We start from the raw sequence: 24,550 nt of genomic DNA, 5'->3' as shown, positions 1-24,550 counted from the left end.
CTGCAGTTGCCTTGCGGCAAAAGCCAAATTTATCATAAAAATTATTCTAAATTTGCGTGATTATTTTTTACTTCCTCTTCATCGAATTTCTTTTTATCCATAATGGTATAAGCAATCACATCACCCAGAATATAAAGCACCTGCTCAAACAGGGTGGACATCGGCTGGAAGGACGGAAATTCGCCGGGCAGTCCCAGCTTCGTTTTACAGGGGATTTTCATTGCAAAGTCCGATAACAGGCCCGCTGTACTTTGGGGATTGCAGCCGATGTAGACGATTTTTACTCCGTGTTTTTTCGCAATCTTCGCAATCTGGACCGGAACCGCGCTTTCCCCGGAGGACGAAGCTACGATGAGCAGATCCTTCTCATGGACCGCACCCTCGGTCTCGCTGCCGACAAAATTGATATCCACGCCGATATGGCGCAGGCGCTTCACCCACGCCTTGAGGGAAATCAGCACGCGGCCGACGCCTACCACCAGCACGCGGTTTGCTTCCAGAATCATGTCGCCGACCCGGTCGATGTCTTCCTCCCGGATCAGGGAGCAGACCCCGTTCATTTCCTTGATGACTTCTTTTCCGTAATTCATGGCCGCTCCTTACTCCGCGCTGTAAATAGCCTTGCAGATGGTAATTTCATGCGTATAAATCTGGTCGAAGAGCTTCTTTAGGTTCTGAAGATCGGATTTGTGGGTAATCAGGTCCGAGACCTTCAGTTTTCCGGAATCGATATTCTCAACGGTAAACTTCCATTCGTTGACCGGGACGTTCAGATAATAGGAATTCCAGACGCCGGAAACGGTGATTTCTTTTCTCAGGATATTGCTGTGGTTCGCAAGCTTGATCGTCGTATCCTGATGCGGATTGCCCAGCATGGCGATATGCCCGAACGCGCGCACACACTCCACCGCGGTATTCATGCCGCCGGAGCTTCCTGTCCCTTCAATCACCACGTCGGCGCCGCGTCCTTCCGTCATATCCTTAATGATCTGCGGGCAGTCCTCTTTGACGGAATTGATGACTGTAAAGCCTCTCTGCTTTGCAAACTCCACCTTAATATCCGCTATGTCCACGAGAATCACCTGTTTTGCTCCGAAAATACCGGCCCATCTTGCGGCCATAATGCCGATGGGGCCCGCCCCCAGAATCACGACCGTATCCCCGGCGGCTACGCCCCCTCTGCGAAGGGCGTGCTGTGCGACGGTCGCCGGCTCCACCAGCGCCAGGTCCTCTTTGGAAGTGGACGGGTTATTGGAGAATACAAGGTGCCACTTGCTGGGAACAAGGCAATATTCGGCGAATCCGCCGTCGCTGCGGGAACCCAGATAATTATAGTTGCTGCACTGGGCATAGTTGCCGGTTTGACAGCTGTCGCATTTCCGGCACGGAATCAGGGGGAACACGGCGGCGGTCTTTCCGACCAGATCCCGGTTGCTTTCGTCCCCCACTTCGCAGATGGTTCCGGAAAACTCATGGCCGATCGTCACGGGAAACACGCGGGTGCCCAGCTCGTACACCCGGGGAATGTCCGACCCGCAGATTCCGCAGGCCGATACCTTTACAAGGACCTCGTCCCCTTTTGGCACCGGCTTCGGTACTTCGTCCAGTGTAAATTCATTGATTGCGTGTAATCTCATTGCTTTCATATTCATTCTATTTCTTTCCTTTCGTCGACGGAGCTTTCCCTTTCGATTACCGCGGCTTTGCCGGTCACCGCCATGACCGGCAAGAGTCCCTACAGAATATTTTTCAGATCGATCACCTTTTCGGCCGGGATGATCTGTATTTTTACGTCAATACCTTTTTGAATAAAATCCTTTAGAATTTGCCGTTCCTCTTCTGTGACGGCTATATTTTTATAGAGGGTTTTCCGCCCTTCCTTCATGCCGATTCCGCCGATATTGATCGCCTTGAGTTCTACGCCCCCGTCAATCAGCGCTTTCAGCGTAAGGGGCGTTTTTGCCAGCATGATCGTCGGCACGGAAAGGCCCTGATCCAAAATTCCGATTGCCTGCTCCACGGAACAAATATTCATTTTCACCCCGGCGGGCGCCGCCATTTCCAGAACGTCCTTCATAAAATCATCCGCGGCGACCTTATCGTCTACAATAATGATTTTTTTGGCGGGCATCACCTTCATCCAAGCCGTCATCACCTGTCCGTGAATCAGTCTGTCGTCTATTCTGGTTAAAATCAAATTTTCCATTTCTAACTCCCTTTTCCCAACTGTGTTTCCTTTTTTCTGAGCAGCTTTACTCCTTGCTGTGCGGATTCAAAGGCTATGTCGGCCAGCTGCGTCAGCGTAGAATCCTCTTCCCGATTCAGCGCCAGGCTCATCAGCATCGGCATATTCATGCCGGTCACTATCTGGACGGGGAGGTCGCGCGCAAGCGAACCGATCTGGTTGTACGGGGTGCCCCCCAGCATATCGACAAGCACGAGCACCCCCATGCCGGTATTGAGCTCCAGAATCGCTTTTCTGATTCTCTCGCCGTAAAGATCCGGATTTTCCCCCGCGCGCAGCGCAACGGAATCGGCCTGTTCCATCGGCCCGGCGATCATGGCATTGCTCTCCAGCAGCTGCTCGCAGAGTTTTCCGTGGCTGATTAAAAGTACGCCTACCATTCGTTTGTCTCCCTTTCCAAATTGAATACCGTGAAGCCGGTCATTGCTTCAGATGCTGATAATAGCGGCTGTAATCCTCTTCAAACGTGTCGAGTGATTTGAGGATGCTTGAAGTGCCCACGACGAACCCGTTCGCACCGGCGTCCCGCATTTTGATGCTGTTTTCGGGCGTCGTATTTCCATCCACAAACACATCGATCTGTTTTCCGTGCTGCCGGAGCAGGTTGACGATTCTGGTGATTTTGTCCGGCGCAGTAGGGACCATCTTCTGCCCTGCAAAGCCCGGATTCACCGTCATCACCATGATATAGTCCACCAGCTCGACGCACTCTTCAATATAAGAAACGGGGGTGCCGGGATTCAGCACCAGGCCCGCCGAACAGCCCCGGTCCTTAACGGACTGAAGCAGACGGTACGGCTGGGCCGTGGTTTCGGGATGAAAGCAGACCCTGTCCCCCTTCTGAACCTGATAATACTCGATGAATTCCTCCGGCCGATAGGACATGAAGTGCAGGTCCACCGGAAGGTCGGTGAGCCGCTTGATATCCTGATAATCCGTCGTACCGAGCATGACATTTTTTACATAGTGTCCATCCATTACATCAAAGTGGATGGAGTCAAGCTTTACCTTCTCAAAGAGCCGGATATAAGGCTTGAACTCCTCCACCCTGCAGCACATGATGGACGGGGATATTTTTATTTGCATGATAAATCCTTTCTTTATGAACCGGAAACAGCCAGTGCGCCGATCAGTGAGGTAACAATACCGACGGCAAACAGGATCAGAATGATATAGGTCGGCTTTACTTTCTTCGACACCAGCTTCCAGACCAGCAGCGTCGCCACAAGCGGAAGCAGCCCCGGCAGCAGGGAATCCAGAACGCTCTGGATATTCACGGCGACCTGTCCCACGTTGAAGGCGATCGGCGTAACGATGTTGACCCGGCTGGCGGCCATGTTTCCTACGACCATTAATCCGATAATGCTGAATACATCCGTAATTTTGTTGAGGGTACCGGCTTTGAGAAATTTCAGGATCGCACTTTTCCCCTGCTTATACCCCATCATATACATGCTGTAGCCCATGGTGAGCATGATAAGCTTATAGGCTATTTCAAAAATCACCGGGCCCATAATATTGCCCGCCAGCGCAAGGCTGCACGCGAGGCCGGCCAGAATCGGATAGACGATGCCCTGGGATACGGTATCTCCGATACCGGCCATAGGCCCCATCAGGCCGGTCCTGACGGAATTGATCTCCTCCGCCGATATATCCTCGCCGTTCGCGGCCTGTTCCTCCATGGACGCCGCGACACCGTGGATCACCGTGCCGATATAGGAGGGCTCCGTGTTGAAGAAAACCATGTATTTTTTCAGTGCCTTGGCCTGCTCTTCCTTTGTCTTGTAAAGTCTTCTCACAATCGGGACCATGGCGTTTGCGGTACCAAGCGCCTGAAGTCTTTCATAGTTATAGCAGGTCTCGCTGGAATAACCCAGAAGCCAGTGCTTGACAAGGTCCGATTTTCTCAGCTTCACCGTCTGTTTCTGAACCGCTGTTTCTTCCATTCCTTTTACTTCTTCCGACATAGCCTTAGACCCCCTCTTCCAATTCTTCTTTGCTCTTAGAGAACAGATAAATGATCACACCGATTGCCGCGGCAAAAATCGTAATCGCCATCGTGTCCAGCTTCAGGTAAACAGTGGCAAAATATCCGATAAAGAAGAAGGCGATCAGCTTCTTCTTGCCAAGATAGCTGAGCAGCATGGCGATTCCCAGTGCCGGCATCAGCGCGCCGACAACCTTGAGCGCCTGAATCATGGGATTCGGGATCGCGGCCAGCGCCGTTGTTGCAAAGCCGCCGCCGAACTGCACAAGCGCAAAGGCGGGGATTCCATACAGGATCAGGCTCAAAATACCGGACGGGACATAGTTCATCAGCCGTAAGCCCGTGATATTTCCTTCCTCCAGATATTTGTCCGCCCTATGGATCCATAAGCTGTTGATCGTCATGTACGCCTGATTAATCAGGATTCCCAGCAGACTGAAGGGAACCGCGAAGGTCGGAGCCAGACTCGGGTCCGCGCCCGAAACAAGCGTCAGCGCCGTACCGAACACACCGGCGACCATCAGGTTTCCCGGCATTGTGCCGCCCGCCGTGATCCATCCCAAATAGGTAAGCTGGATGTAAGCCGCCGCTTTCATTCCCTCGATTGGCTGCCCCATGGCCAGCGCCACCAGAAAGCCCGCCCAGATCGGGTATAACCAGGTCCTTGTGACTGTGTGGCTGACCCACCATTGGCTCAGCGTAGAAATAATCCCCACAAAAATTGCCGAAATTAGCATACCTTTCCACCCCTTATAAAATATTGATTATCTTAAATTAATTGCCTGCAATTAATTCAATTCCCTTGTTCAATACCAGTTTTTATACTCCTGAGAAACCGTGTCTTTCACCAGAGCGAGCACCTGCTGCGGCGTTTCCGCCTCGACCGCTTGTTCCGCAAGAACCGCAAGCCTGCTTTGGTCCGACAGCCCGATCAGGTTTTTCATCAATAAAACGGACGGCGGGTTCACGCTGATATTTTTCAGTCCCATCCCGATCAAAATCGGAAGCGCGGCGGGATCGGCCGCCATTTCCCCACAGACACTGCAGGTTTTTCCGTTTTTATTTGCCGTGTCGATCGTGTTGCGGATCAGCCGGAGCACCGCAGGATTCAAATGGCTGTATAAATGGGAGACCCTCCCGTTCAGCCTGTCCGCGGCAAGCGTGTACTGGGTCAGGTCATTGCTGCCGATACTGAAAAAATCGGCTTTCCCGACCAGCTTATCCGCCAGAACGGCGGCGGACGGAACCTCGATCATAATCCCGACCGGAACATTTTTGTCAAACGGAATCTCTTTCTTTTCCAGCTCTGCCTTTACATCCTTCAGAATTTCGAGAGCGCGGTCCAGCTCCTCGGTTCCGGATATCATCGGAAACATGATTTTGATTTTTCCGAACACACTGGCCCTGAGCGCCGCCGCAAGCTGAACCTTCAGGATTTCCGGCCTGTCCAGACAAATCCGGATCGCCCGGTATCCCAGAGATGGGTTCTCTTCCTTTTCCATCTTCAGGCAGCTCGCCGTCTTGTCGGCCCCGATATCCATTGTGCGGATGGTGAGCGGTCTGCCCTTCAGCTTTTTCGCCACATTCTGATAAATGACGAACTGCTCGTCCTCATTGGGCATGGTCTCCCGGTTCATATAAAGGAATTCCGTCCGGAAAAGCCCGACGCCGTCCGCACCATTCTCCATTAACTGGTCGGTGACGGATGCATCCATAATATTGGCGAGCACATGAATTCTTTTCCCGTCCTTTGTAACGGACTTCCGGTTTTTCCATACGCTGAGCCGGTCCAGTTTACTCCGGTATTGAACATCCTCGCCGCGCGCCCACCGGATTTTTTCATCGGACAAGCCGCTGTAAACCGTCCCGGAAACCGCGTCCAGAAACACGAATTCACCATCGTGAAGATTTTCGATGCTTGCGCAGCCCAGCACCGCCGGAATCCCCATGTTGGCTGCAAGGATGGCAACGTGCGAGGTTTTGGAGCCTTTCGCCATAATCAGTCCCTTCACCTTCCCGTTCGCGCTGGTCAGCATGGACGGAAGAAGGTTGTCGGAGACAATGATCGCTTCCCTGCGCAGATCGGACAGGTCGGGATAGGTCTGCCCGGTCAGCCTGCAGATCAGCCTTTTGCTGACGTCCTTGACGTCCTGCGCGCGTTCCTTCATTAAGGTGTCGTTCAGGGACAGCAGCAGCTTCTGCTGCCGGTAAGCGGCGCGCGCGACGGCGGCCGGCGGGCTGTAGCCCCTGTTGATTTCCTTTTCTATCTCTGTCCGAAGAATCTTGTCCGTAAGCATTGCAGCATGCATTTGGACCATCGCTGCTTTCATATCGTCGCCCGCCGCGGAAAGCCTTTTGCTGAGCGACTCCATTTCACAGTTTAATTCATCAATTGCCTCATCCACCCGGCGGATGGATTCCTGCGCCGCCGCTGTGGATTTCTCCTCACGGTCGTATTCGGGAATATCCTGTATGACAAGAATATTGCCCGCTGCTTTCCCGGGAGAAGCCGCAACGCCTTTGAGCACCATAATCGCTATTCCTCCAATGCATCGATATACTCACATATTTCTTTTACCGCCAGTTCCTCATCCTCCCCTTCCGCCCTTACTTCCACCCGGGTGCCCGGCCTGAGCTCCCCGGACAGCAGGCTCAGGATACTTTTGGGGTCCACTACCACATTGTCATGAACGATCTCAATCGTGCTTTTATATTTCTTAGTCAGGATCACCAGCCTGGTGGCGGGGCGGGCATGAAGCCCCGATGGATTTTTGATCAATATTGTTTGAGAATACATGGTCTTCCCTCTTCCTTAAAGTAAGTGTAATGTTATGACTCCATCGAAAATTCGGCAATCGTTCTGTAGAGGTCCTCTTCTTTTGTGCATTGGAGCATTTTTTCCACTTTGTTTTCATCCGTACAGATTTTAACCGCTTCCTTTAAAACCGTGAAATGCTCGTTTTTGTCGGTGGACGCCACCACCAGAAGGATTCGGACCTTGTAATTAACTCCAAAATTAACTCCTTTTTTAATCGTAAGTACCGCGACACCCGATCTTTTGACATTTCCCCGGCTTTGCGTATGGGCAAGATAAACGCCGTTTCCCAGATAAGTACTGCAGCCGTACATCTCGTTATCGGTAATCATGCAGTCCACATAGCTTGTTTCAATGTTTCCGTTTTCCAGAAGCGGAAGCGCGGCCTGTGCAAGCGCGTCGCGCCAGTTTGAAATTTTGTCGATGCACTGGACGTTCCCCTTCTCCAGAAGCTGAAGAAGGTTCGGTACGGGGGCCAGAAAATACCGGTTGATTTCCATACGGACTTTGCCCTGGTTTTCTTTCGGAATATATTTTTTGATATTTTCAAACAGGTTTTCCCCAATATTTTCATTTTTGAGCATTCGGTATCTCAGGTAGACTTCCAGTACCTTTTTCTTGTCTTCCGCTTCCAGCCTGTCGGAAATATAGGCGTAGAAGCCGTCATACTTCAAAAGCTGCGTGGAAATGACGATTTGATATTCTCCCTGAAAGGCGCTTAACTCTGCGGGAGTGACGGTTCGTACCACATGGAACATCGGGAACTCATCGTCCACTTTTTTCTCAAGTTCGCCGTTCGGGTCAGTTTCCTTGACAACCAGAAGCACTTTGATCTTACCGATCGCCACATTGTTTTTTCTCATGTGGGCCCCAAAGTGAATCGTCAGAAACGCAACTTCGGAATCGTTAATGGGGTACCCGATATCGCGCGAGAATTCTTTTGCCGCCAGCTTCACAAGCTCGAAAAGCTCCTTCGGGTTCGCCTGAATTTCTTCTTCCACCCCGCAGGAATCGATCAGTCCGTATTGATAGCGGTAAATCGAACGGTTGAGATGTCTGGCAAGGTTAAAAATCAGCAGTTCCTTATTCTCGATTTCGATTCCGACCAATCGCTGAAAATAGGCGACCAGTTTCCCCGCCATATTTTTAAAATTGCCAATGCTGTCATCCGGAGTGTTGGCTTCGTCCCTCAGCCTTGCACCCAGAAGCTGAATGCTTACATAAATACGGTCGTTTTCGCTGAGGGACGGATAATAGCGGCTCACAATCCGGTAAACCGGGTTCTCCCGGATATTCGCCTCCTGGCGCTCCCAATTAAGGGGGATTTCTCTTTTGGTAAGCTTCAGCATGATCGCTATTTTATCAATCGTTTCCGCCGGATAATTCACATCCAGCTCCTGTTCGATTTTATGCAGCCTGCTCTGGTGCTCGCGCACCTGCGGATCGGAGAGAAAATTGATGATTCCGTCACTGATCAGCGGATAGATGGCTGAAATAAAGTACATCAGCACCGAACGGATTTTCAGACCGTCCCCCGATACCGTATAGCCGGATTTGGAAACATACTCGAACCGGATTCCGTAGTCGTTCAGTTTTTCCTTCACGATCTTCATGTCCAGAAAGACGGTATTTCTGCTTACCTTCAGTTCCTCGGACATTTCTTCAATGGTATTGATTTCATTGGAGAGGAGACTTTCGCAGATGATCAGCGCAACGCGCTCATCCTGAGTGAAAATGTAGTTAAATTTCCTCCCGCCTTCCAAAGAAAGGTTCTCCCACCAGGTTTTCTGCTCATCCAGCAGCTTGATTCCTCTGTTTCTTCTGCTGCTGATCGTGGAAATCCCCGCCAGCTTAAATGCATCGTTGATTTTGCAAAGATCGTACTGTGTGTTTCGCCTTGTCTGTCCTAATTGCGCGGAAAGGGAATCAATCGTAACATAATCGTCATATTTCGCAAGTGCGTCCAGTACATGCCCGCATCGCCTGTCCAAACTAAAAAACAACCGTTACACCACCTATCCAAGTTCACAATCCGCTGGCTGTTTCTGTTTCGCAATTTATGAAATTAATGACCGGCTTCTTAACAGCTTGGGTCAATCATATCATTCCGGTTTATCTTCGAGAAGTCCTATTTTTGTGCTAATTGCAGCAAAAACAGACACAATCCAGCAATTGTTTTTATCTTTCTTCCAACAACAGCATTTTTAGTACTCGCCGTTTTGCAGCCCTCCGGATTTTATTGTATTGTAAATATCCGTCCCCGAGGTGGAAGGAACGGAAGAATATCAAAGGACGGGCAGCGTAAAATGAACGAAAAAAGGGAGAGTCCCGGGATTCAGTAAATCCCGGGACTCTCCCTTTCGATATCGATAAGCTTTTTCTTATCAGACCTCGCCTGTGGATAAGCAGGCCAAGGCTCCTGCCTAAATTACCGAAAACAACGTTTGGCGCCCACACAAAACCCTTTATGCCTGCAGCTCTTCCGGTTCGGAGCACCCGCCCTCACTGAGCGCCTCTTCGGGTACCGATTCCTGCTGCAGCGGCCTCTCATCGGCAAATCCGGCTGTCCGTTCCGCTTCGTTTGCCTCTCTTAACCGGAACCTTTTTACAAGCGCATTCAGCGTCTGAGCCTGACCGGAAAGCTCTTCGCTCGACGCAGCGCTTTCCTCCGCCGTTGCGGAATTGGTCTGCACCACATTAGAAATCTGATCGACTCCCGTGGTGATCTGAGCAATCGCGTCGGATTGGCGGCGGGATGCCTGTGATATCTTTTCCACCGCGCTTGAAACCGTTTCCGCTCCTTCCACAACCCTTTGCAGGGATTTTGCAGTTTCATCCGCAATTTTGCTGCCGTTTTTGACCTGCTTTATAGATTCTTCGATCAGGGAAGTGGTATTCTGGGCTGCCTGTGCGCTTTTGCTGGCCAGACTTCGCACCTCACCGGCCACAACGGCAAAGCCCTTCCCCGCGGCTCCCGCTCTGGCTGCCTCCACCGCGGCATTCAGCGCAAGAATATTGGTCTGGAAGGCGATGTCCTCGATCGTCTTGATGATTTTCCCGATCCGGCCCGACGAATCGTCGATCCTTGCCATGGCATTCATCATCTCCTGCATATGTCCGTTGCTGATCTCGATTTCCCTGCTGACATCCCTGACCGTCAAAATGGCGTTGGCCGCGTGCTCCGCGTTGTCCCGGATATGCGCGGATACCTCCATAATGGACGCGGAGAGCTCTTCGACGGAGCTTGCCTGCTCCGTTGCGCCCTGCGCCAGTGCCTGGGCCCCGTTGGATATCTGCTCCGCGCCGCCCGTAACCTGTTCGGAAGCCTGACTGATCTGAAGCAGGACGTCATTGAGTGACACAGCAATGCCGCCGATGGATTCCTGCAGCTCCACAAAATCCCCCTTATACTTCATTTCATTTACAATACACAAATCTCCTTTCGCCATTTGCGCAAGCTTGACCGATATGTCCGCAATGCATTCCTTGATATATTCGACGGTTTCCGAAAATGCGGCGCCCAGCTGCCCGATTTCATCATGGGAATCGACCTGAATCTGCACATTGAGGTCGCCCTCCGCCATTCTCCGGGCCGCCTCCGCCATTTCCGTTACCGGTTTGCTGATTCCGCGGGAAATCCGCAGCGCAACGATGCAAGAGACAACCATCGTAAGAAGAATCACTGCGAAAATAAACACCGTGGCCCCTGTTCCCTGAGCGGACAGGTTTGACGACACCTGGTTCCCGGTTTTGATTTTCCCGCTGATCAATGCATTGGCTGAAGCTTCTATTTTATCCGCAATGGGCTCGACCTGATCCGACAGCATCGTTCTTGCCTGTGCGTCCTTATTTTCTATGGCCAGGGTGACCACCTGATCGGCCAGGGTTTTATACTCATCGATGTTTTCCTGAATAGTCTTAAAATCCTGCAGCTCCTGTTCCGTGGTCATTCTGCCGTTGAGAGTCGCAAGGTATTGATTGAGCTTCTCGTTGGATTGGGAGAGCAGATCGGAATCGGTCATCATTTTCTGAACATCCGGATCGATGACAATATTCCTTACAATCACGCCGTTGTGGTTAAACTCTGAATTGAACAGACCGATATCTCCCTGAGAAAAGCCGTAATCGACCAAAGCTTTTTTGTAATTGGTGTTCATATTCGTCATGACGCTGAGCCCCACGATCCCCGCAATACTGGAAATAACCGCCACGCACAGAAAAGACAGAATCAGCTTTTTACCGATCTTCCTATTTTTCAACATTTTCATCCTCCCCAAATTTATTCCGGCCGGCGCGTCGGGTGCCGGACCGGGAACACTGAACTGCGGCTTGCAATGGATACGCCGATTCATGCCGCTTTCCGCTTGACCGGAAACACAGCAAAGCCGCGGTACTGTCTTGTGCCGCGGCTTTCTGGCATGGCAACCCGGCTGTCATAGATAACTTTAGACCCGTGGCTTTGCGTCCCCGCCTTTTGACGGGTTTGCTATTTTCATCATTTTATTCAGACGTATGCTCCTCAGCTCGGCGGAAGCTTCCTGATTTCCCTGATCAGGCTGCTTACCGCCGTGCCGACATTTTTCGCGGAGGTCGCAAGGTTCATGCGCACATGGGTGTCCGCCCTGTTTTCATAGAACCACTCCCCGTAATCCAGGGCAAGACCGCAGCGGTTCTGTATAAAATCGTGCAGCTGTTCACAGGGAACGTAAGCGCCCAGATCGATCCACACCAGATAGGTTCCTTCCAGCGGAGAGACCGTAATTCCCGGAAACTCGCGCATCAGCGTGTCACGCAGATAGCGGTAGTTTTCCGCGATGATATTGAGGATCCGCTCCAGCCACGGTTCCCCGTTGCGGTAAGCGGCCTCCACCGCGGCATATCCGAACACGGAGCCTCTGGTAACGCGGATGGACTTGGCGTATCTGTCAAACCGTTCCCTGATTTCCCTGTTGGGAATGACTGCGAAGGAGTTTTTGCACCCGGCGAGGTTAAAGGTTTTGGAGGCCGAAGTCAGCGTCGCCAGCATGTCGTCGTAATCCCCGGCGGCTGCCGCGGGGATATGGCGATGGCCGCCGAAGGTAATGTCCTGATGGATTTCGTCGCTGACCACGAACACGCCTCTGTGTTTGCAGATATCCAAAATCCCGTTCAGCTCCGTTCTGCTCCAAACCCGTCCGACCGGATTGTGGGGAGAGCAAAGAAGAAATAATTTTACATGATTAACCCGGATAGTATCCTCAAATTTTTTCAGATCAACGGTATAATGCCCTCCGGTGTTCACCAGGTCGCAGCAGATGAGCTTTCGTCCCGTGTCCCTGACCGCGTCCATAAACGGATAATAGCACGGAGTCAGAATCATGCAGGCTTCTCCCGGCTGCGTCATTGCGTTGATGAACCAGTACAGACCGGAAACGACCCCGGGCGTATAACGAAGCCACTCTTTTTTGACCTCATAGCCGTGTTTCTTCTTTTCCCAATCGATAAAGGACTGATAATATCCGTCGTCCACAAAAGAATACCCGTAAACCCCGAAATCAATGATCTTCTTCAGCGCCTCATGGACGCAGCCGGGCGCCGGAAAGTCCATATCCGCTATCCACATCGGCAGTAAATCATCCGCACCGAATTTGGCCGAGGTACCGTCCCACTTAGTGCTGTTTGTCCCCCGCCGTTCTGCGGCATCAACCCTATCAATATCCATTTTTCTCCTTCTTCTATAAAGCGGCCGCCGTTTCTGCCAGCACATTTTTCGAAAGTCTTACGGCGGCACAGGACGCGGGTTTAATCCATATTCAGCTCCGAAAGTCTCTTTAGATGCTCGTAATTCTGTTTGGAATATTCTTCGGCCCTTGTAAAGAGCTCCTCGGCGCGCTGCGGGAAAGCACGTGTCAGCGAATTGTAGCGGACCTCTCCCATAATAAAGTCGCGGTAGCTTGCCGTGGGGGCCTTACTGTCGAGGCGCAGCGGATTTTTCCCTTCCTCCGCCAAACGCGGGTCATAGCGGAAAAGATTCCAGTAGCCGGCTTCGACCGCTCTTTTCTCCTCCGTCTGGGCAAGGCTCATCCCGCCCTTGATCCCGTGGTTGATACAGGGGGCGTAAGCGATGACGATGGACGGACCGCGGTAGGACTCGGCCTCGTTGATTGCCTTAATGCACTGATTTCTGTCCGCACCCATGGCCACATGAGCAACGTACACATAACCGTAGCTCATAGCGATTGCGGGCAGGTCTTTTTTCTTCATCTTCTTCCCGGTCGCCGCAAACTGCGCAACGGCGCCGGCCGGAGTGGCTTTGGAAGCCTGACCGCCGGTATTGGAGTAGACCTCTGTATCAAACACCAGAATATTGACGTCTTCCCCGGAAGCGAGGACATGATCCAGGCCGCCGAAGCCGATATCGTAGGCCCAGCCGTCCCCGCCGAAAATCCACATGGATTTTTTGGCCAGATAATCCCTGTCCTCCAGCGTCTTTCCGGACAGCCCGCAGCCCTGCGCGGCGGCCTTCTCCAGTTCCGGAATCAAAGCGTCGGCTGCGGCACGGTTTTCCCTGCTGTCTTCTTTTGTGTTCAGATACTGTCTGCAGGCAGCCTTCATTTCTTCGGATGTCTGATCGGAAGCCTCCAGTTCTTCTATGTGCCCTGCAAGCCGGCTGCGGATCGCTTTCTGGGCAAGGGTCATGCCCAAGCCGAACTCGGCGTTATCCTCAAAAAGGGAATTTGCCCAGGCGGGTCCAAACCCCCGTTGATTGGTGGTGTAGGGAGTAGCGGGCGCGGAAGCGCCCCAAATAGAGGAGCATCCGGTGGCGTTGGCAATATACATGCGATCCCCGAAAAGCTGCGTGACCAGCTTCGCATACGGAGTTTCCCCGCAGCCCGCGCACGCACCGGAGAATTCGAGCAGCGGCTGTTTGAACTGACTGCCCTTCACGGTCTCCGCTTTAAATTTCTCAATGACTTCCGGTTTTTCTCCCAGGGCAACTGCATAGTCGAACCCCTCCTGAGAAGCCATCTGGGTGTCTATAGGCTTCATTGTCAGCGCCTTCTGCCCTTTCAGGCCGGGGCAGACCGTTGCGCAGGAACCGCAGCCGGAGCAGTCCAGGGTGGAAACGGCAATGGCAAACTTCATTCCCGGCATTCCCGTCATATCCCTGCTCTTCTGGCTCTGCGGAGCGGCGGCGGCTTCGTCCGGCGTCATAGCGGCCGGGCGGATCACCGCATGCGGGCAGACATAGGAGCAGAAATTGCACTGGATGCAGTTATCCGGATTCCATTCCGGCACGTCGATGGCGATCCCGCGTTTTTCATAGGCGGAGGAGCCGTTCGGGACGGTACCGTCCTCCATGCCGAGCTTTGTAAACGCGGAAACCGGCAGTTTATTTCCTTTATATTCGTTGGAGGGAATCAGGAACTCATTGACATAATCGGTAAGAGCCTGATTTTTCCCGGTAACTTTTCTCACCGGACCGGCATCCGGCACATTTTTCCAGCTGTCCGGAACCTCGACCTGATGGAACTCCGCGGCCCCGCGCTCAATGGCCGCATAGTTCATATCCACTACCTTCTGGCCTTTCTTCGCGTAGCTGTGCAAAGCGGCGTCCTTCATATACTGAATGGCCTGCTCTTTCGGGATCACGCCCGCAATGGCAAAGAAAGCGGATTGGAGGATCGTATTGATCCGGCCGCCAAGGCCGATTTCCTTCCCCAGTTTTACTCCGTCGATGGTATAAAAACGGATATGATTGTCCGCGATATATTTTTTCATTCTGTCCGGCAGCTTTTCGCCCAGCTCCCCGTCGCTCCACTGGCAGTTTAACAGGAAGCTTCCGTTGGGCTTAATATCCTGTACCATGTCATATTTCTCAACATAGGACGCTTTGTGGCAGGCGACGAAATCGGCCTTATTAATGTAATAGGTAGATTTGATCGGCTGATCGCCAAAGCGCAGGTGGGACACTGTAAGCCCGCCCGACTTTTTGGAGTCATAGGCAAAGTAGCCCTGCGCGTACATGTCGGTGTGGTCGCCGATGATTTTAATGGAGTTCTTATTCGCGCCGACGGTGCCGTCGGCACCCAGTCCCCAGAATTTGCAGGAACGAATGCCCTTCGGCGTCGTATCCGGATTTTCCTTCACCTCAAGGGACAGATGGGTGACGTCGTCCTCTATGCCCACAGTAAAATGCTTTTTGGGGGAATTGCTTTCCATATTGCGGAATACCGCGATGATCTGGCCGGGAGTGGTGTCGTTTCCGCCCAGACCGTAACGCCCCACCAACACCTGTACGGAACTGAATTCCGTACCGTTGATCGCGGCCAGCACGTCCAGGTACAGCGGCGCTCCGATAGAACCGGCTTCGCTGGTGCGGTCCAGCACGGTGATTTTCCGGACCGTCTTCGGCAGTACCCTGAACAGGTACTTTGCGGAAAACGGACGGTACAGGTGGCATTTGATCAGGCCGACCTTTTCACCGGCCGCGTTCAGGTAATCGACGACCTCTTCGATGGTCTCGCAGGAAGAGCCCATGGCCACAATGATTTCTTCGGCGTCGGCTGCACCGTAGTAATTGAACGGCCTGTAATCGGTGCCGATTTTTGCGTTGACCTTTTCCATATAGCTGTTCACAATATCCGGATAGGCCTCATAATAATGGTTACCCGCCTCAATCTCCTGAAAATAGGTATCGTCGTTTGAGCAGGTACCGCGCGTGACGGGATGTTCCGGATTGAGGCTGCGGCGGCGGTAAGCGCTCACCGCGTCCCAGTCCAGCATGTCCCCCAGAGCCTGATCGTCCCATATACGGATTTTCTGTACTTCATGGGAAGTACGGAAGCCGTCAAAGAAATGCAGCATGGGAACACGGCCCCTGATCGCGGACAGATGCGCCACGGCGCCCAGGTCCATGACCTCCTGCGGGCTGTTGGAGCAGAGCATTCCAAATCCGGTCTGGCGGCACGCGTAAACGTCGGAATGATCGCCGAAAATACAGAGCGTGCTTTTGCCGAGGGTACGGGCGGCACAGTGTATGACGCCGGGCAGAAATTCCCCCGCGATTTTGTACATGTTCGGGATCATAAGCAAAAGGCCCTGAGAAGCGGTGTAGGTCGTGGTGAGGGCACCCGCGGTAAGCGCCCCGTGTACGGCGCCCGCGGCTCCGGCTTCGGACTGCATCTCGGTGATCCTGACCTCCTGGCCAAACAGATTTTTGCGATTAGCCGCGGCGTATTTATCCGTTTCGTCCGCCATATTGGACGACGGAGTGATGGGATAAATGGCGGCGACATCGGTGAACGCATAAGAGACATACGCGGCCGCCGCGTTGCCATCCATTGTTTTCATTCTTCTGGAATCCATACTTTTATTCTCCTTCTCTGGGTTGGTTAATCAAAAGGGCGCCCGAAGCCGTACCGCCGCGGGCGGGACCGCGGCTTCTGCGCCCGATACGCCGCCGTGCCACTTCTTCCGGTAAAGCAGCGGAAATAGGACCGGCTTATTGCCTCCGTTTCCAAAAAGGCAGCATGGCGTCTTTCAGAAAACAGAATTCCATATAGAGCTTTTTGTACTGTTCATGCTTTTCCATATCCGGAAAAAAAGAGTCGCGCTCCGCCGTCCCCGACAGGACAGGGAAACCGCACGCTTTCTGCAGCAGGCGAACCACGCCGAGAATTCCCAACTCTTTTTCCCGACAGCGTACGGTTTTTTCTCCCATACAATCACACACCATCTGACAGACCAGATCGCTTTTTGCCGCTCCGCCTGCTACGGCAAAGACCTCTTCCCCGGACGGCAGGCTCCGGTAACAATCGTAAAGGGACAGGGCGACCCCTTCAAAGGCGGCCCTGGCCATGTGATATCTGGTATGGCAGGCCTGCAGGCCGAAAAATCCGCTACTGGCGGTTCCCAGCCGGAAGGGGGCCCGCTCCCCATACAGATACGGATGGAAGAAAACCCCCTCGCTGCCGACCGGCAGCTTATCAATTTCCTGCTCCAGCTGAGGATAGGGTTCGTCGGCAAGAATTTCACGCCGTACCCAGTCCAGGGCGGAAGCACCCGACAGCGCCGCCATCAGCCGGATATAAGTCCCCGGCTGTGTGTGGCAGAGCACGCTGCCGATTTCCCCCGCGTTCACGCGCGCCCCGTCCTCATCCAGAACCACATAGTTGCAGAGCGTGGTGCCGATAACGGTTCCTTTCTGCGCGGGCGCGGTCACGCCGCAGCCGGTCGCCGCGGCCAGAACATCGATGGCACCCGCGATCACCGGCGTACCGGTTGGGATTCCGAGCAGTTCCGTCACCGGCCCCGTCACGGTGCCGACCACCTCGTCGGAAGCCGCAACGCGCGGGAAACACTCCTTGCAGGAGCCGATTCCCAGCATTTCCAGCAGGGAAAATTCATATTTTTTTGTATAAATATTCATTAGAGAGGTGGAAGCGTCCGACTGGTCGGTAGCCAACTGCCCAGTCAGACGGTAATTCAGCCAGTCCTTGCAGTGAAGCACCGCGGCAATGCGCCGGTAATTTTCAGGCTCGTACTCCTTCAGCCAGCGCAGAATCACGGGGCAGGCCCCCGGAAAAAGCGGGGAAGCTCCCAGAGCGACACAGGTTTTATTGATCGCGTCGTAATCGATCAGGCCCTCCGCGCGGGTATCGTTCCACAGAACGGCGTTGCGCACCGGTTTCCCGCCGGCGTCCACCGGCCACATGCCGTCGCCCTGCGCGCAGATACCGACCGCACAGATATTTCCCCATACCGTGCCGTTCTTCTCCCGAAGCGTCCCCACTGCTCCGCATACCGCCTGCCAGACAGTCTCCATATCCATCTCGCACCAGCCCTGCCGGGGCATCAGAATCTGAAGCTTCGCAGCGGCGGTATCGATAAATCCGCCGTCGGCGCGGGTAAGCACAGCCTTTATCATGGTCGTACCCGCGTCGATGGCGAGAAAGAACCTTTCGTCAGGCATTGAGGCCCTGTTCAAGGTCCGCGATAATGTCCCTTGCGTCCTCGGCGCCGATTGACAGCCGGACCATGCCGTCGTCAATACCCATGGACATCCTTTCCTCCCGGGACATTTTGCCGTGGGTCTGGGTGGCGGGCTGCTGCACCATCGTATCCAGATCGCCCAGGCTGACCGCATATTTCGCAAGCTTCAAATGATTGATAAGATTCTGGGCGCCCTCCAGTCCGCCCTCTACCACAAAGGAAACCATGGCCCCGTAGCCTCTTCCGCCGAAAATCCCGGTTGCCAGCTCATGCTGAGGATGGGACTCCAGGCCCGGATAAATCACTTTTTCTATTTTGGAATGGCCCTCCAGCCATTGCGCGACCGCCATTGCGTTTTCGCACTGGGCCTTCATGCGCAGATGGAGCGTTTTCAGGCCGCGCAGGATCAGCCAGCAGCTGAAAGGACTGGGAACCGGGCCGAGCTCCTGATAAATGGAGCCGCGGACATTGTCCACAAACGCAAAGGGTCCGCAGATGGAACCGGCGATCAGGTCGCCGTGTCCGTTGATATATTTCGTATCGCTTTCCACTACGACGTCAATGCCGAAATCAAACGGATTGAGCAGGTAGGGGCTGCAGAAGGTATTGTCAATCATGGATTTGATGCCCTTTGCTTTCGCCCAGCCCGCGATCAGCCTGAGGTCGGCGATTTCCAGCGTGGGGTTGTACATGCTTTCCCCGTAAATCAGCTTCGTGTTGGGACGCAGCGCCTTGTCAAGGCTTTCCTCCGACAGATTCTGAAGGAACGTCACCTCGATTTTCATTTCTTTAAAGATTTTGGAAAACAACCCGAAGGTGCCGCCGTAAATGGTTTTACAGCTGATGATGTGGTCGCCGGGATGGACAAAGCTTAAAATGGCAAGGGAAATAGCGGCCATACCGGAGGCGGTGACCAGGCAGGCGGGCGCATCGTACAGCGCGGCGATCTTATCCTGCAGCTCATTCTGGGTTGGATTGCGGGAACGGCCGTAGGTGAAGATCCCCTCTTTGTCCCCGTTCTGATAGCGCTCCATTTTCTCCGGCGTCCATACATACGTGCTGGTCATAAACATCGGGGAAAGCAGCGCCCCGGTAACGGGGTCTCCGTGCTGTCCGGCGTGAACGGCCTTGGTTGCGAACTGTGCATTCTTGTGATCCATTTTGATATCCTCCATCTCTATTTCATTCAACCGATTTTGATTGCAATTTTAATATGTTTGGATGGATTCCTCAGCAATTCCTCAAATCCGTCCTCTACCAGGGTGTCCAGCGTGACCTCCCGGGTAATGAGCTCGTCGGCGTTGATTCTGCCGTTGGACATATAGTCGAGAGCCACACCGATTTCGTCCAGATGCGCCTGGGAGGTCAGGAGCATGCGCTCCCCTTCCTGCAGCAGGTTCATGTCTATCACCGGCTGCTTTTCATAAACGCCCATCACCATGATTTTGCCGCCGGGGCGGACAATATGAAGCGCGTTGTCCAGCGTAGGCTGGATGCCGACGCATTCATACACCACGTCGGCCAGCTGTCCGTCCAGCAGTTCCTTCACATATTCGTCGATGGGCTTGCTGCCGGTGTCCAGATACTCCCCGCCGTAGCTCTCTACCAGTTCCTTCCGCTCGGTACCGAGCCCCGCCACCAGCACTCTTCCGGCACCCGCAAGCTTAGCCGCGAGAAAGCAGGCCAGGCCGATGATGCCGGGACCGATGACCACAACCGATTTTCCCGCAACGTCCCCGACCAGACGAGTGGCGTGAATGCCGCACGCAAGCGGTTCCGCCAGAAGTGCCTGCCGCTGGGTGACATTATCCGGAATTTTGAACAGGCGCTCCGCTTCAAACGTGACGTATTCGGCAAAGGTGCCGTCGTCGCCCACCCCCTTGAAGCCAAGCTTCTCACAGACATTGTAGCGCCCCGATTTACAGGCCGCGCACTCTTTGCAGCAGAGAGTCCCGTTTGCCGTGACACGGTCGCCCGCCTGATAACCGGTGACTCCTTCCCCGACCTCCGTAATCACGCCGGAAAATTCATGCCCGATAATCAGGGGGGCCATCCGTCCCGTCAGGCGGTGCGGCTTTTTGGTGGGGATAAAATTCGGTCCCACATATTCGTGCCGGTCGGTACCGCAGATGCCCGCATAGTCCACCCTGATTTTCACGGAACCGGAGGGAGTTTCGGGCTGTTTGACTTCTTCGATCCGAACATCCTTGTAACCATGCCACACGGCAGCTTTCATGAAATCCCCTCCTGTTCAAAAATCTTTTCAAATAAGCCTTCCAGTATTTTGGACGGCGCATCGGACGGTGCCGTCTCAAACGAATAATCGCCGAGCTTGCGGTCGATCAGGCTTTCCACTCCCCGGATAAAGGTTACGGAAGCTCTGGACGCCTCGTCGGCGTCATCGCGGTACGGGTACATGTCCAGAGAGTACCAGCCCTGATAGCCCATCTTTTTCAGCCAGTAGAACAGCTCCACAAAATGCAGGAAATGGACGCTGCCGATCGGCATGTCGTCGTCCGCAATGCGGTAGTTGTCGTTCAGATGCAGATGGAACAGGCGGTTCTGCGAAAACAGAATCGCTGCGATTTCCGCCGGGTTTTCCCCCGCGTTGATCGCGTGGCCGATATCCATCGTCACGCCCACGTTGTCCATGCCGGTACACTGGGCGACTGCCAGCGCCATTCCGCCCGAATTCACCATGCATTTCAGGCGCGGCTCGGAGACCTTGTATTCCATTCCAAGCTTGATTGCGGGATTATGCGCGGCGCATTCGCGGAGGCCCTGAATCAGGAACTCCCACTGCTGCCGGTAGTCCGACTGCATCAGATAATCAAAGCCGTCCTGTCCCATCCAGAGGCTGACAACCTCCACGCCGATTTGCGCGGCGAAGTCCATGGCCTTTTTTACAAGCGCAACGGTTTTTTCACGGACTTCCCTGTGCGGAGAGGTAAAGGAACCCGTTTTCCACTCTTTGTCACAGACGATCTCCACACCCATGGAAGAAATCCGCAGACCATATTTTTGAAGCAAAGGCGCATATTCCGGATAATTTTCCTCGTTGATATCCACGGGATAAGTAATTTCAATTCCGTCGACTCCGCCGAGTTTTCCAATATGTTCGATCCTTTGAGCCAGAGGAAGCCTGGATTTGTAGCCGTCACCCACGTAACGGTCGCTGCAGGCCCCGTAAGCCCAAACGCCCACGCTGATATTATTCATAGTCATTCTCCTTCTTGATCATCCGAGGTAGGCCTGGGTCAGGGTCTTGTCCGCCAGCAACTCCTCGGAGCTTCCCTGTTTGACGATACTTCCCACCGACATTACGTACGCGCTGTCGCTGATAGACAGCGCTTTGAAAGCGTTCTGTTCCACCAGTAAAATGGAGGTGCCGTTGTTGCGAAGTTCCTTGATAATATCAAAAATCTGCGTTACAATGATGGGAGCCAGCCCCAGAGAGGGCTCGTCGAGCATAATCAGGCTCGGCCTTGCCATCAGTGCCCGGCTGATTGCCAGCATCTGCTGTTCGCCGCCGCTCAGGTGGCCGCCGAACTGCTTTTGACGGTCCTTCAGACGGGGAAACAGCGTATATACGTACTCCAGATCCTGTTTGACACCGGCGGAATCCTTGCGCAGATAGGCCCCGGCCATCAGATTTTCCAGCACGGTCAGGTTTGCAAGGATCTGCCGTCCTTCCGGCGCGTGGCTCAGCCCGGCCTTGACCACTTCGTGAGGCTTTGACGGCATCGGCTTCCCCTGAAAGGTAATACAGCCGCACGTCGGCTTCATTGCCGCACAGATACATTTCAGAAGCGTTGTTTTCCCTGCTCCGTTGGAACCAAGCACGGAAACGATCCTTCCCCTGCTGATTTCAATGGATACATTGTTCAGTGCCTTAATCCCGCCGTAAGCCGCGGATATATTTTCCACCTTCAACAAACTCTGCTCCATACTATTTCTCCTCTCCCAGGTACGCTTCCACAACCAGCTTGTTGCATTTTACATCGTCGAGCGTGCCTTCCGCGATGGTCTTGCCGAAATTGAGCACGGTAACATGGTCGCACAGTCCGGCGACGACATCCATATGGTGTTCGATCATCAGCACCGTTAAATGGAAACGGGTCTTGATCTCCTTGATGAATCCGACCAGCTCAACCGACTCTTCTCCGTTCATGCCCGCCGCGGGCTCGTCCAGCAGAAGCAGAGCCGGGTTAAGGGCTACGGCCCTGGCAATTTCCAGCTTGCGCTGATGCCCGTAGGGGAGCGAGTTCGCCCTAGCGTCCGCCAAATCCTGCAGCCCCACGATTTCGAGCAGGTTCATTGCCTTTTCACAGAGCTGCTTTTCCTCGCGCTTATATTTGGGAAGGCGCAGGAACGACTGCATCATATTGTAGGTGATATCCATGTTGCTGGCGATCAGAACATTCTGCAGCACGCTCAGGTTGGAAAACAGGCGGATATTCTGGAAAGTTCTCCCGATTCCCATCTGCGCGATCTGAAACGGTTTGCTGTTTGTAATCTTTTTATCCCTGAACAGGATATCTCCGGAATCCGGCTGATAGATGCCGGTGACGGTATTGAAAATCGTGGTTTTTCCGGCGCCGTTCGGACCGATCAGGCCATGAATCTTTCCCTCCTCCAGCTGAAGATGGAACGAGTCGATCGCCCTGACGCCGCCGAAGTTCTTATTCAATCCGCAGATCTTCAGAATTTCACTCATTCCGCGACATCCCCTCTCCGCTTTGCGTCTCCGGCTTTTTTGCCCAGTTTTTTGAACCACTTCCCAATCCGGGTAATGGAAAACTCCTTATAGCCGTAAAGGCCGCTGGGCCTGACAATAATGATAACGACCACCGCGATGCCGTACAGCAGCATCCGGTAAGAGGAAAGGCTGCGGAAAATCTCGGGAAGCAGCGTAACCACACAGGTTCCCAGGAACGAGCCCGTCAGGCTCCCCAATCCGCCGATGACCGTCGTAATGGTCAGCTCGGAGGATTTTGCCAGATTGAAGATTTTCGGCTCCAGAAAGGTCAGGCTGTTCGCATACAGAGCGCCCGCCCATCCGGCGTACACCGCGCTGACGACAAAAGCCATCAGCTTGTTTTTCGCGGTATCCACGCCCACCGCCTGCGCGGCGACTTCCTGCTCGCGGATAGCGGTCAGGTTGCGGCCGTATTTGGAGTGCGTCAGGGTCCACGCAAAAATAAACGCGAGAATAACGCTGATCAGGACGATCCATATATTGGTATAGTGCGGGATTCCGCTGAAGCCCTTCGCACCGCCCGTAACCGGTGTGATATACTCAAACAGAACTCTCACGCATTCGCCGAAGCCCAGCGTGGTAATCAGGAAATAGTCGCCCTGAAGCCCCAGCGTCAGCGACCCCAGCCCATAGCCCACCAGACCGGCAAACGCGGCCCCGGCAATAATCGCCACGATAAACGGCACGTTGTACCTGGTTGTCAGAATCGCACAGGTATACGCGCCGATCGACATAAACCCCGCGTTGCCAAAGGAAAAAAGCTTTGTAAAGCCAGTTAAAATGGAAACGCCCAAAACGGCGATAAGATTAATTCCGACCAGAATAATGATTCCCTGTAAATAACCAGACATCCGCTTTCCCCTCCCTATGCTTTATCTTCAATCGTCACACCCATCAGCCCGGAGGGTTTGACAAGCAGAATTACGATCAGAAGGCCGAAAGTAACCAGATCGCGCAGTCCGGAGCTTAAATATCCGGAAACCATCGTTTCCAGAATCCCGATGATCAAAGCTCCGACAATCGCGCCGCGCACGCTGCCCAGACCGCCGAGCACGGAGGCGATAAACGCCTTCAGAGAAACGTTGCCCATGGTCGGATAAACGCTGTATTTCAGGCCGAGCAGCACACCGGCGCTGCCGGCCAGCATGCCCGCCAGCAGAAACACAAGGGCAAAATAACGGTCGATATTGATTCCCATCAGACTGGCTGTGTAGGAATTGGAAGCAACGGTCCGGATTCCAAGACCCATCTTGGATTTGTTGATGAGTAAGTCCAGAACCACCAGCGCGACAATGGTGGTAAGTAAAGAGATTACGTCCAGTATTCCGATGGAAATGCTTCCGAGCTGAATCGTGGACGTTTCAAACATAGACGGGAACATCTGGAATTTAGGCCCGAAGGCAAGCATGGCCCCGTTCTGATAGGTAGTTGAAATCCCCATGGCCGCGATCATCAGGAACATGGTCGGCGAACCGTGATCGCGTATACGCTTATAGGCGACCTTTTCATTAAAAATACTCAGCAGCCCCGCGCCCAAAATACCGAATACCAGCGCGCCCAGAAAAGGGGAATTCGTTCTTGTGACCAGTGTCAGCGCCATATAGGCCCCGAACATCGCCACTTCGCCGTGAGCCCAGTTGGAAAATCCCAGCAGACTGTAAATCAAAGCGTAGCCTGTTGCAATCAGGGCATAGATTCCGCCTACGGATATGCCGTTGACCAATTGCTGTAGAAACACCTGTATCCACCTCCTAAAAATGCAGGGAACCC

At 53.5% G+C, this 24,550-nt stretch carries 21 protein-coding genes and 1 riboswitch; all 21 genes read right to left on the bottom strand.

Annotation, left to right across the window (positions count from 1 at the left end):
- Positions 1-41: 41 nt before the first annotated feature.
- The 21 genes from LY85_RS14685 to LY85_RS14585 all read right to left on the bottom strand — a co-directional run bounded on the left by LY85_RS14685 (position 42) and on the right by LY85_RS14585 (position 24,518).
- Positions 42-590: an SIS domain-containing protein gene (locus LY85_RS14685; protein WP_141827244.1), complete on the bottom strand. Its 549-nt coding sequence runs from the start codon at positions 588-590 to the stop codon at positions 42-44.
- Positions 591-599: 9 nt separating this feature from the next.
- A complete protein-coding gene (locus LY85_RS14680) occupies positions 600-1,652 on the bottom strand; it encodes a galactitol-1-phosphate 5-dehydrogenase (RefSeq protein WP_243122576.1) in 1,053 nt (350 codons plus the stop codon).
- An 83-nt stretch (positions 1,653-1,735) separates the two neighbouring features.
- Positions 1,736-2,206, bottom strand: coding sequence for a PTS sugar transporter subunit IIB (locus LY85_RS14675; RefSeq protein ID WP_141827243.1), 471 nt, complete (start codon positions 2,204-2,206; stop codon positions 1,736-1,738).
- A 2-nt stretch (positions 2,207-2,208) separates the two neighbouring features.
- The gene (locus LY85_RS14670; RefSeq protein WP_141827242.1) at positions 2,209-2,625 is read right to left on the bottom strand and encodes a PTS fructose transporter subunit IIA; all 417 of its coding nucleotides are present in this window, start codon (positions 2,623-2,625) and stop codon (positions 2,209-2,211) included.
- Between the two features lie 40 nt (positions 2,626-2,665).
- Positions 2,666-3,331, bottom strand: coding sequence for a ribulose-phosphate 3-epimerase (locus LY85_RS14665; protein WP_141827241.1), 666 nt, complete (start codon positions 3,329-3,331; stop codon positions 2,666-2,668).
- A 14-nt stretch (positions 3,332-3,345) separates the two neighbouring features.
- Complete coding sequence (locus LY85_RS14660) at positions 3,346-4,212, bottom strand: PTS system mannose/fructose/sorbose family transporter subunit IID (protein ID WP_038322676.1); 867 nt, start codon at positions 4,210-4,212, stop codon at positions 3,346-3,348.
- Positions 4,213-4,216: 4 nt separating this feature from the next.
- Complete coding sequence (locus tag LY85_RS14655; RefSeq protein ID WP_038322675.1) at positions 4,217-4,969, bottom strand: PTS sugar transporter subunit IIC; 753 nt, start codon at positions 4,967-4,969, stop codon at positions 4,217-4,219.
- A 69-nt stretch (positions 4,970-5,038) separates the two neighbouring features.
- Positions 5,039-6,763: a phosphoenolpyruvate--protein phosphotransferase gene (ptsP, locus tag LY85_RS14650; RefSeq protein ID WP_141827240.1), complete on the bottom strand. Its 1,725-nt coding sequence runs from the start codon at positions 6,761-6,763 to the stop codon at positions 5,039-5,041.
- A 5-nt stretch (positions 6,764-6,768) separates the two neighbouring features.
- Entirely contained in the window at positions 6,769-7,029 is a 261-nt protein-coding gene (locus LY85_RS14645) for an HPr family phosphocarrier protein (RefSeq protein ID WP_038322673.1), read from the bottom strand.
- A gap of 32 nt (positions 7,030-7,061) precedes the next feature.
- Complete coding sequence (locus LY85_RS14640; protein WP_141827239.1) at positions 7,062-9,050, bottom strand: BglG family transcription antiterminator; 1,989 nt, start codon at positions 9,048-9,050, stop codon at positions 7,062-7,064.
- 462 nt (positions 9,051-9,512) lie between these two features.
- Positions 9,513-11,309: a methyl-accepting chemotaxis protein gene (locus LY85_RS14635; RefSeq protein ID WP_185741230.1), complete on the bottom strand. Its 1,797-nt coding sequence runs from the start codon at positions 11,307-11,309 to the stop codon at positions 9,513-9,515.
- Positions 11,310-11,464: 155 nt separating this feature from the next.
- Positions 11,465-11,545, bottom strand: a riboswitch (cyclic di-GMP riboswitch).
- Positions 11,546-11,566: 21 nt separating this feature from the next.
- The gene (locus LY85_RS14630) at positions 11,567-12,748 is read right to left on the bottom strand and encodes a MalY/PatB family protein (protein ID WP_141827237.1); all 1,182 of its coding nucleotides are present in this window, start codon (positions 12,746-12,748) and stop codon (positions 11,567-11,569) included.
- A gap of 80 nt (positions 12,749-12,828) precedes the next feature.
- Positions 12,829-16,395, bottom strand: coding sequence for a pyruvate:ferredoxin (flavodoxin) oxidoreductase (gene nifJ / locus LY85_RS14625; protein ID WP_141827236.1), 3,567 nt, complete (start codon positions 16,393-16,395; stop codon positions 12,829-12,831).
- 136 nt (positions 16,396-16,531) lie between these two features.
- On the bottom strand, positions 16,532-18,001 hold the full coding sequence (locus tag LY85_RS14620; RefSeq protein WP_141827235.1) for an FGGY-family carbohydrate kinase: 1,470 nt from the start codon (positions 17,999-18,001) through the stop codon (positions 16,532-16,534).
- The gene (locus LY85_RS14615) at positions 17,994-19,181 is read right to left on the bottom strand and encodes a PLP-dependent aspartate aminotransferase family protein (RefSeq protein ID WP_141827234.1); all 1,188 of its coding nucleotides are present in this window, start codon (positions 19,179-19,181) and stop codon (positions 17,994-17,996) included. Before LY85_RS14615 ends, LY85_RS14620 begins: the two co-directional genes overlap by 8 nt.
- A gap of 26 nt (positions 19,182-19,207) precedes the next feature.
- Positions 19,208-20,257, bottom strand: a complete 1,050-nt coding sequence (locus tag LY85_RS14610) for a 2,3-butanediol dehydrogenase (RefSeq protein ID WP_141827233.1) — start codon at positions 20,255-20,257, stop codon at positions 19,208-19,210.
- Positions 20,254-21,240, bottom strand: coding sequence for a sugar phosphate isomerase/epimerase family protein (locus LY85_RS14605; RefSeq protein ID WP_141827232.1), 987 nt, complete (start codon positions 21,238-21,240; stop codon positions 20,254-20,256). The genes LY85_RS14610 and LY85_RS14605 overlap by 4 nt, the downstream gene beginning before the upstream one ends.
- 18 nt (positions 21,241-21,258) lie before the next feature.
- Positions 21,259-21,957, bottom strand: a complete 699-nt coding sequence (locus tag LY85_RS14600; RefSeq protein ID WP_038322902.1) for an ABC transporter ATP-binding protein — start codon at positions 21,955-21,957, stop codon at positions 21,259-21,261.
- Positions 21,958-21,970: 13 nt separating this feature from the next.
- Positions 21,971-22,738 (bottom strand): ABC transporter ATP-binding protein, encoded by a 768-nt coding sequence (locus tag LY85_RS14595; RefSeq protein WP_141827231.1) that lies wholly within the window; start codon positions 22,736-22,738, stop codon positions 21,971-21,973.
- Positions 22,735-23,631, bottom strand: coding sequence for a branched-chain amino acid ABC transporter permease (locus LY85_RS14590; RefSeq protein ID WP_038322660.1), 897 nt, complete (start codon positions 23,629-23,631; stop codon positions 22,735-22,737). The genes LY85_RS14595 and LY85_RS14590 overlap by 4 nt, the downstream gene beginning before the upstream one ends.
- Positions 23,632-23,645: 14 nt before the next feature.
- Positions 23,646-24,518 carry a branched-chain amino acid ABC transporter permease gene (locus LY85_RS14585; protein WP_038322658.1) on the bottom strand — a complete coding sequence of 291 codons (873 nt, stop codon included), beginning with the start codon at positions 24,516-24,518 and terminating at the stop codon, positions 23,646-23,648.
- Positions 24,519-24,550: the final 32 nt, after the last annotated feature.

Origin of the sequence: Clostridium sp. KNHs216, from assembly GCF_006714885.1 — a bacterium.
In the GTDB taxonomy this organism is placed as follows: Bacteria; Bacillota; Clostridia; order Oscillospirales; family Acutalibacteraceae; genus Caproiciproducens.
The sequence above is the reverse complement of the archived record's forward strand: the minus strand, read 5'-3'. Positions and strand labels throughout refer to the sequence as shown.

What these genes read in the sequence shown, in the direction of transcription:
- LY85_RS14685 (WP_141827244.1), bottom strand. Translation starts at nt 590, where the DNA reads ATGAATTACGGAAAAGAAGTCATCAAGGAAATGAACGGGGTCTGCTCC.
- LY85_RS14680 (WP_243122576.1), bottom strand. Translation starts at nt 1,652, where the DNA reads ATGAATATGAAAGCAATGAGATTACACGCAATCAATGAATTTACACTG.
- LY85_RS14675 (WP_141827243.1), bottom strand. Translation starts at nt 2,206, where the DNA reads ATGGAAAATTTGATTTTAACCAGAATAGACGACAGACTGATTCACGGA.
- LY85_RS14670 (WP_141827242.1), bottom strand. Translation starts at nt 2,625, where the DNA reads ATGGTAGGCGTACTTTTAATCAGCCACGGAAAACTCTGCGAGCAGCTG.
- LY85_RS14665 (WP_141827241.1), bottom strand. Translation starts at nt 3,331, where the DNA reads ATGCAAATAAAAATATCCCCGTCCATCATGTGCTGCAGGGTGGAGGAG.
- LY85_RS14660 (WP_038322676.1), bottom strand. Translation starts at nt 4,212, where the DNA reads ATGTCGGAAGAAGTAAAAGGAATGGAAGAAACAGCGGTTCAGAAACAG.
- LY85_RS14655 (WP_038322675.1), bottom strand. Translation starts at nt 4,969, where the DNA reads ATGCTAATTTCGGCAATTTTTGTGGGGATTATTTCTACGCTGAGCCAA.
- ptsP (WP_141827240.1), bottom strand. Translation starts at nt 6,763, where the DNA reads ATGGTGCTCAAAGGCGTTGCGGCTTCTCCCGGGAAAGCAGCGGGCAAT.
- LY85_RS14645 (WP_038322673.1), bottom strand. Translation starts at nt 7,029, where the DNA reads ATGTATTCTCAAACAATATTGATCAAAAATCCATCGGGGCTTCATGCC.
- LY85_RS14635 (WP_185741230.1), bottom strand. Translation starts at nt 11,309, where the DNA reads ATGTTGAAAAATAGGAAGATCGGTAAAAAGCTGATTCTGTCTTTTCTG.
- LY85_RS14630 (WP_141827237.1), bottom strand. Translation starts at nt 12,748, where the DNA reads ATGGATATTGATAGGGTTGATGCCGCAGAACGGCGGGGGACAAACAGC.
- nifJ (WP_141827236.1), bottom strand. Translation starts at nt 16,395, where the DNA reads ATGGATTCCAGAAGAATGAAAACAATGGATGGCAACGCGGCGGCCGCG.
- LY85_RS14620 (WP_141827235.1), bottom strand. Translation starts at nt 18,001, where the DNA reads ATGCCTGACGAAAGGTTCTTTCTCGCCATCGACGCGGGTACGACCATG.
- LY85_RS14615 (WP_141827234.1), bottom strand. Translation starts at nt 19,181, where the DNA reads ATGGATCACAAGAATGCACAGTTCGCAACCAAGGCCGTTCACGCCGGA.
- LY85_RS14610 (WP_141827233.1), bottom strand. Translation starts at nt 20,257, where the DNA reads ATGAAAGCTGCCGTGTGGCATGGTTACAAGGATGTTCGGATCGAAGAA.
- LY85_RS14605 (WP_141827232.1), bottom strand. Translation starts at nt 21,240, where the DNA reads ATGAATAATATCAGCGTGGGCGTTTGGGCTTACGGGGCCTGCAGCGAC.
- LY85_RS14595 (WP_141827231.1), bottom strand. Translation starts at nt 22,738, where the DNA reads ATGAGTGAAATTCTGAAGATCTGCGGATTGAATAAGAACTTCGGCGGC.
- LY85_RS14590 (WP_038322660.1), bottom strand. Translation starts at nt 23,631, where the DNA reads ATGTCTGGTTATTTACAGGGAATCATTATTCTGGTCGGAATTAATCTT.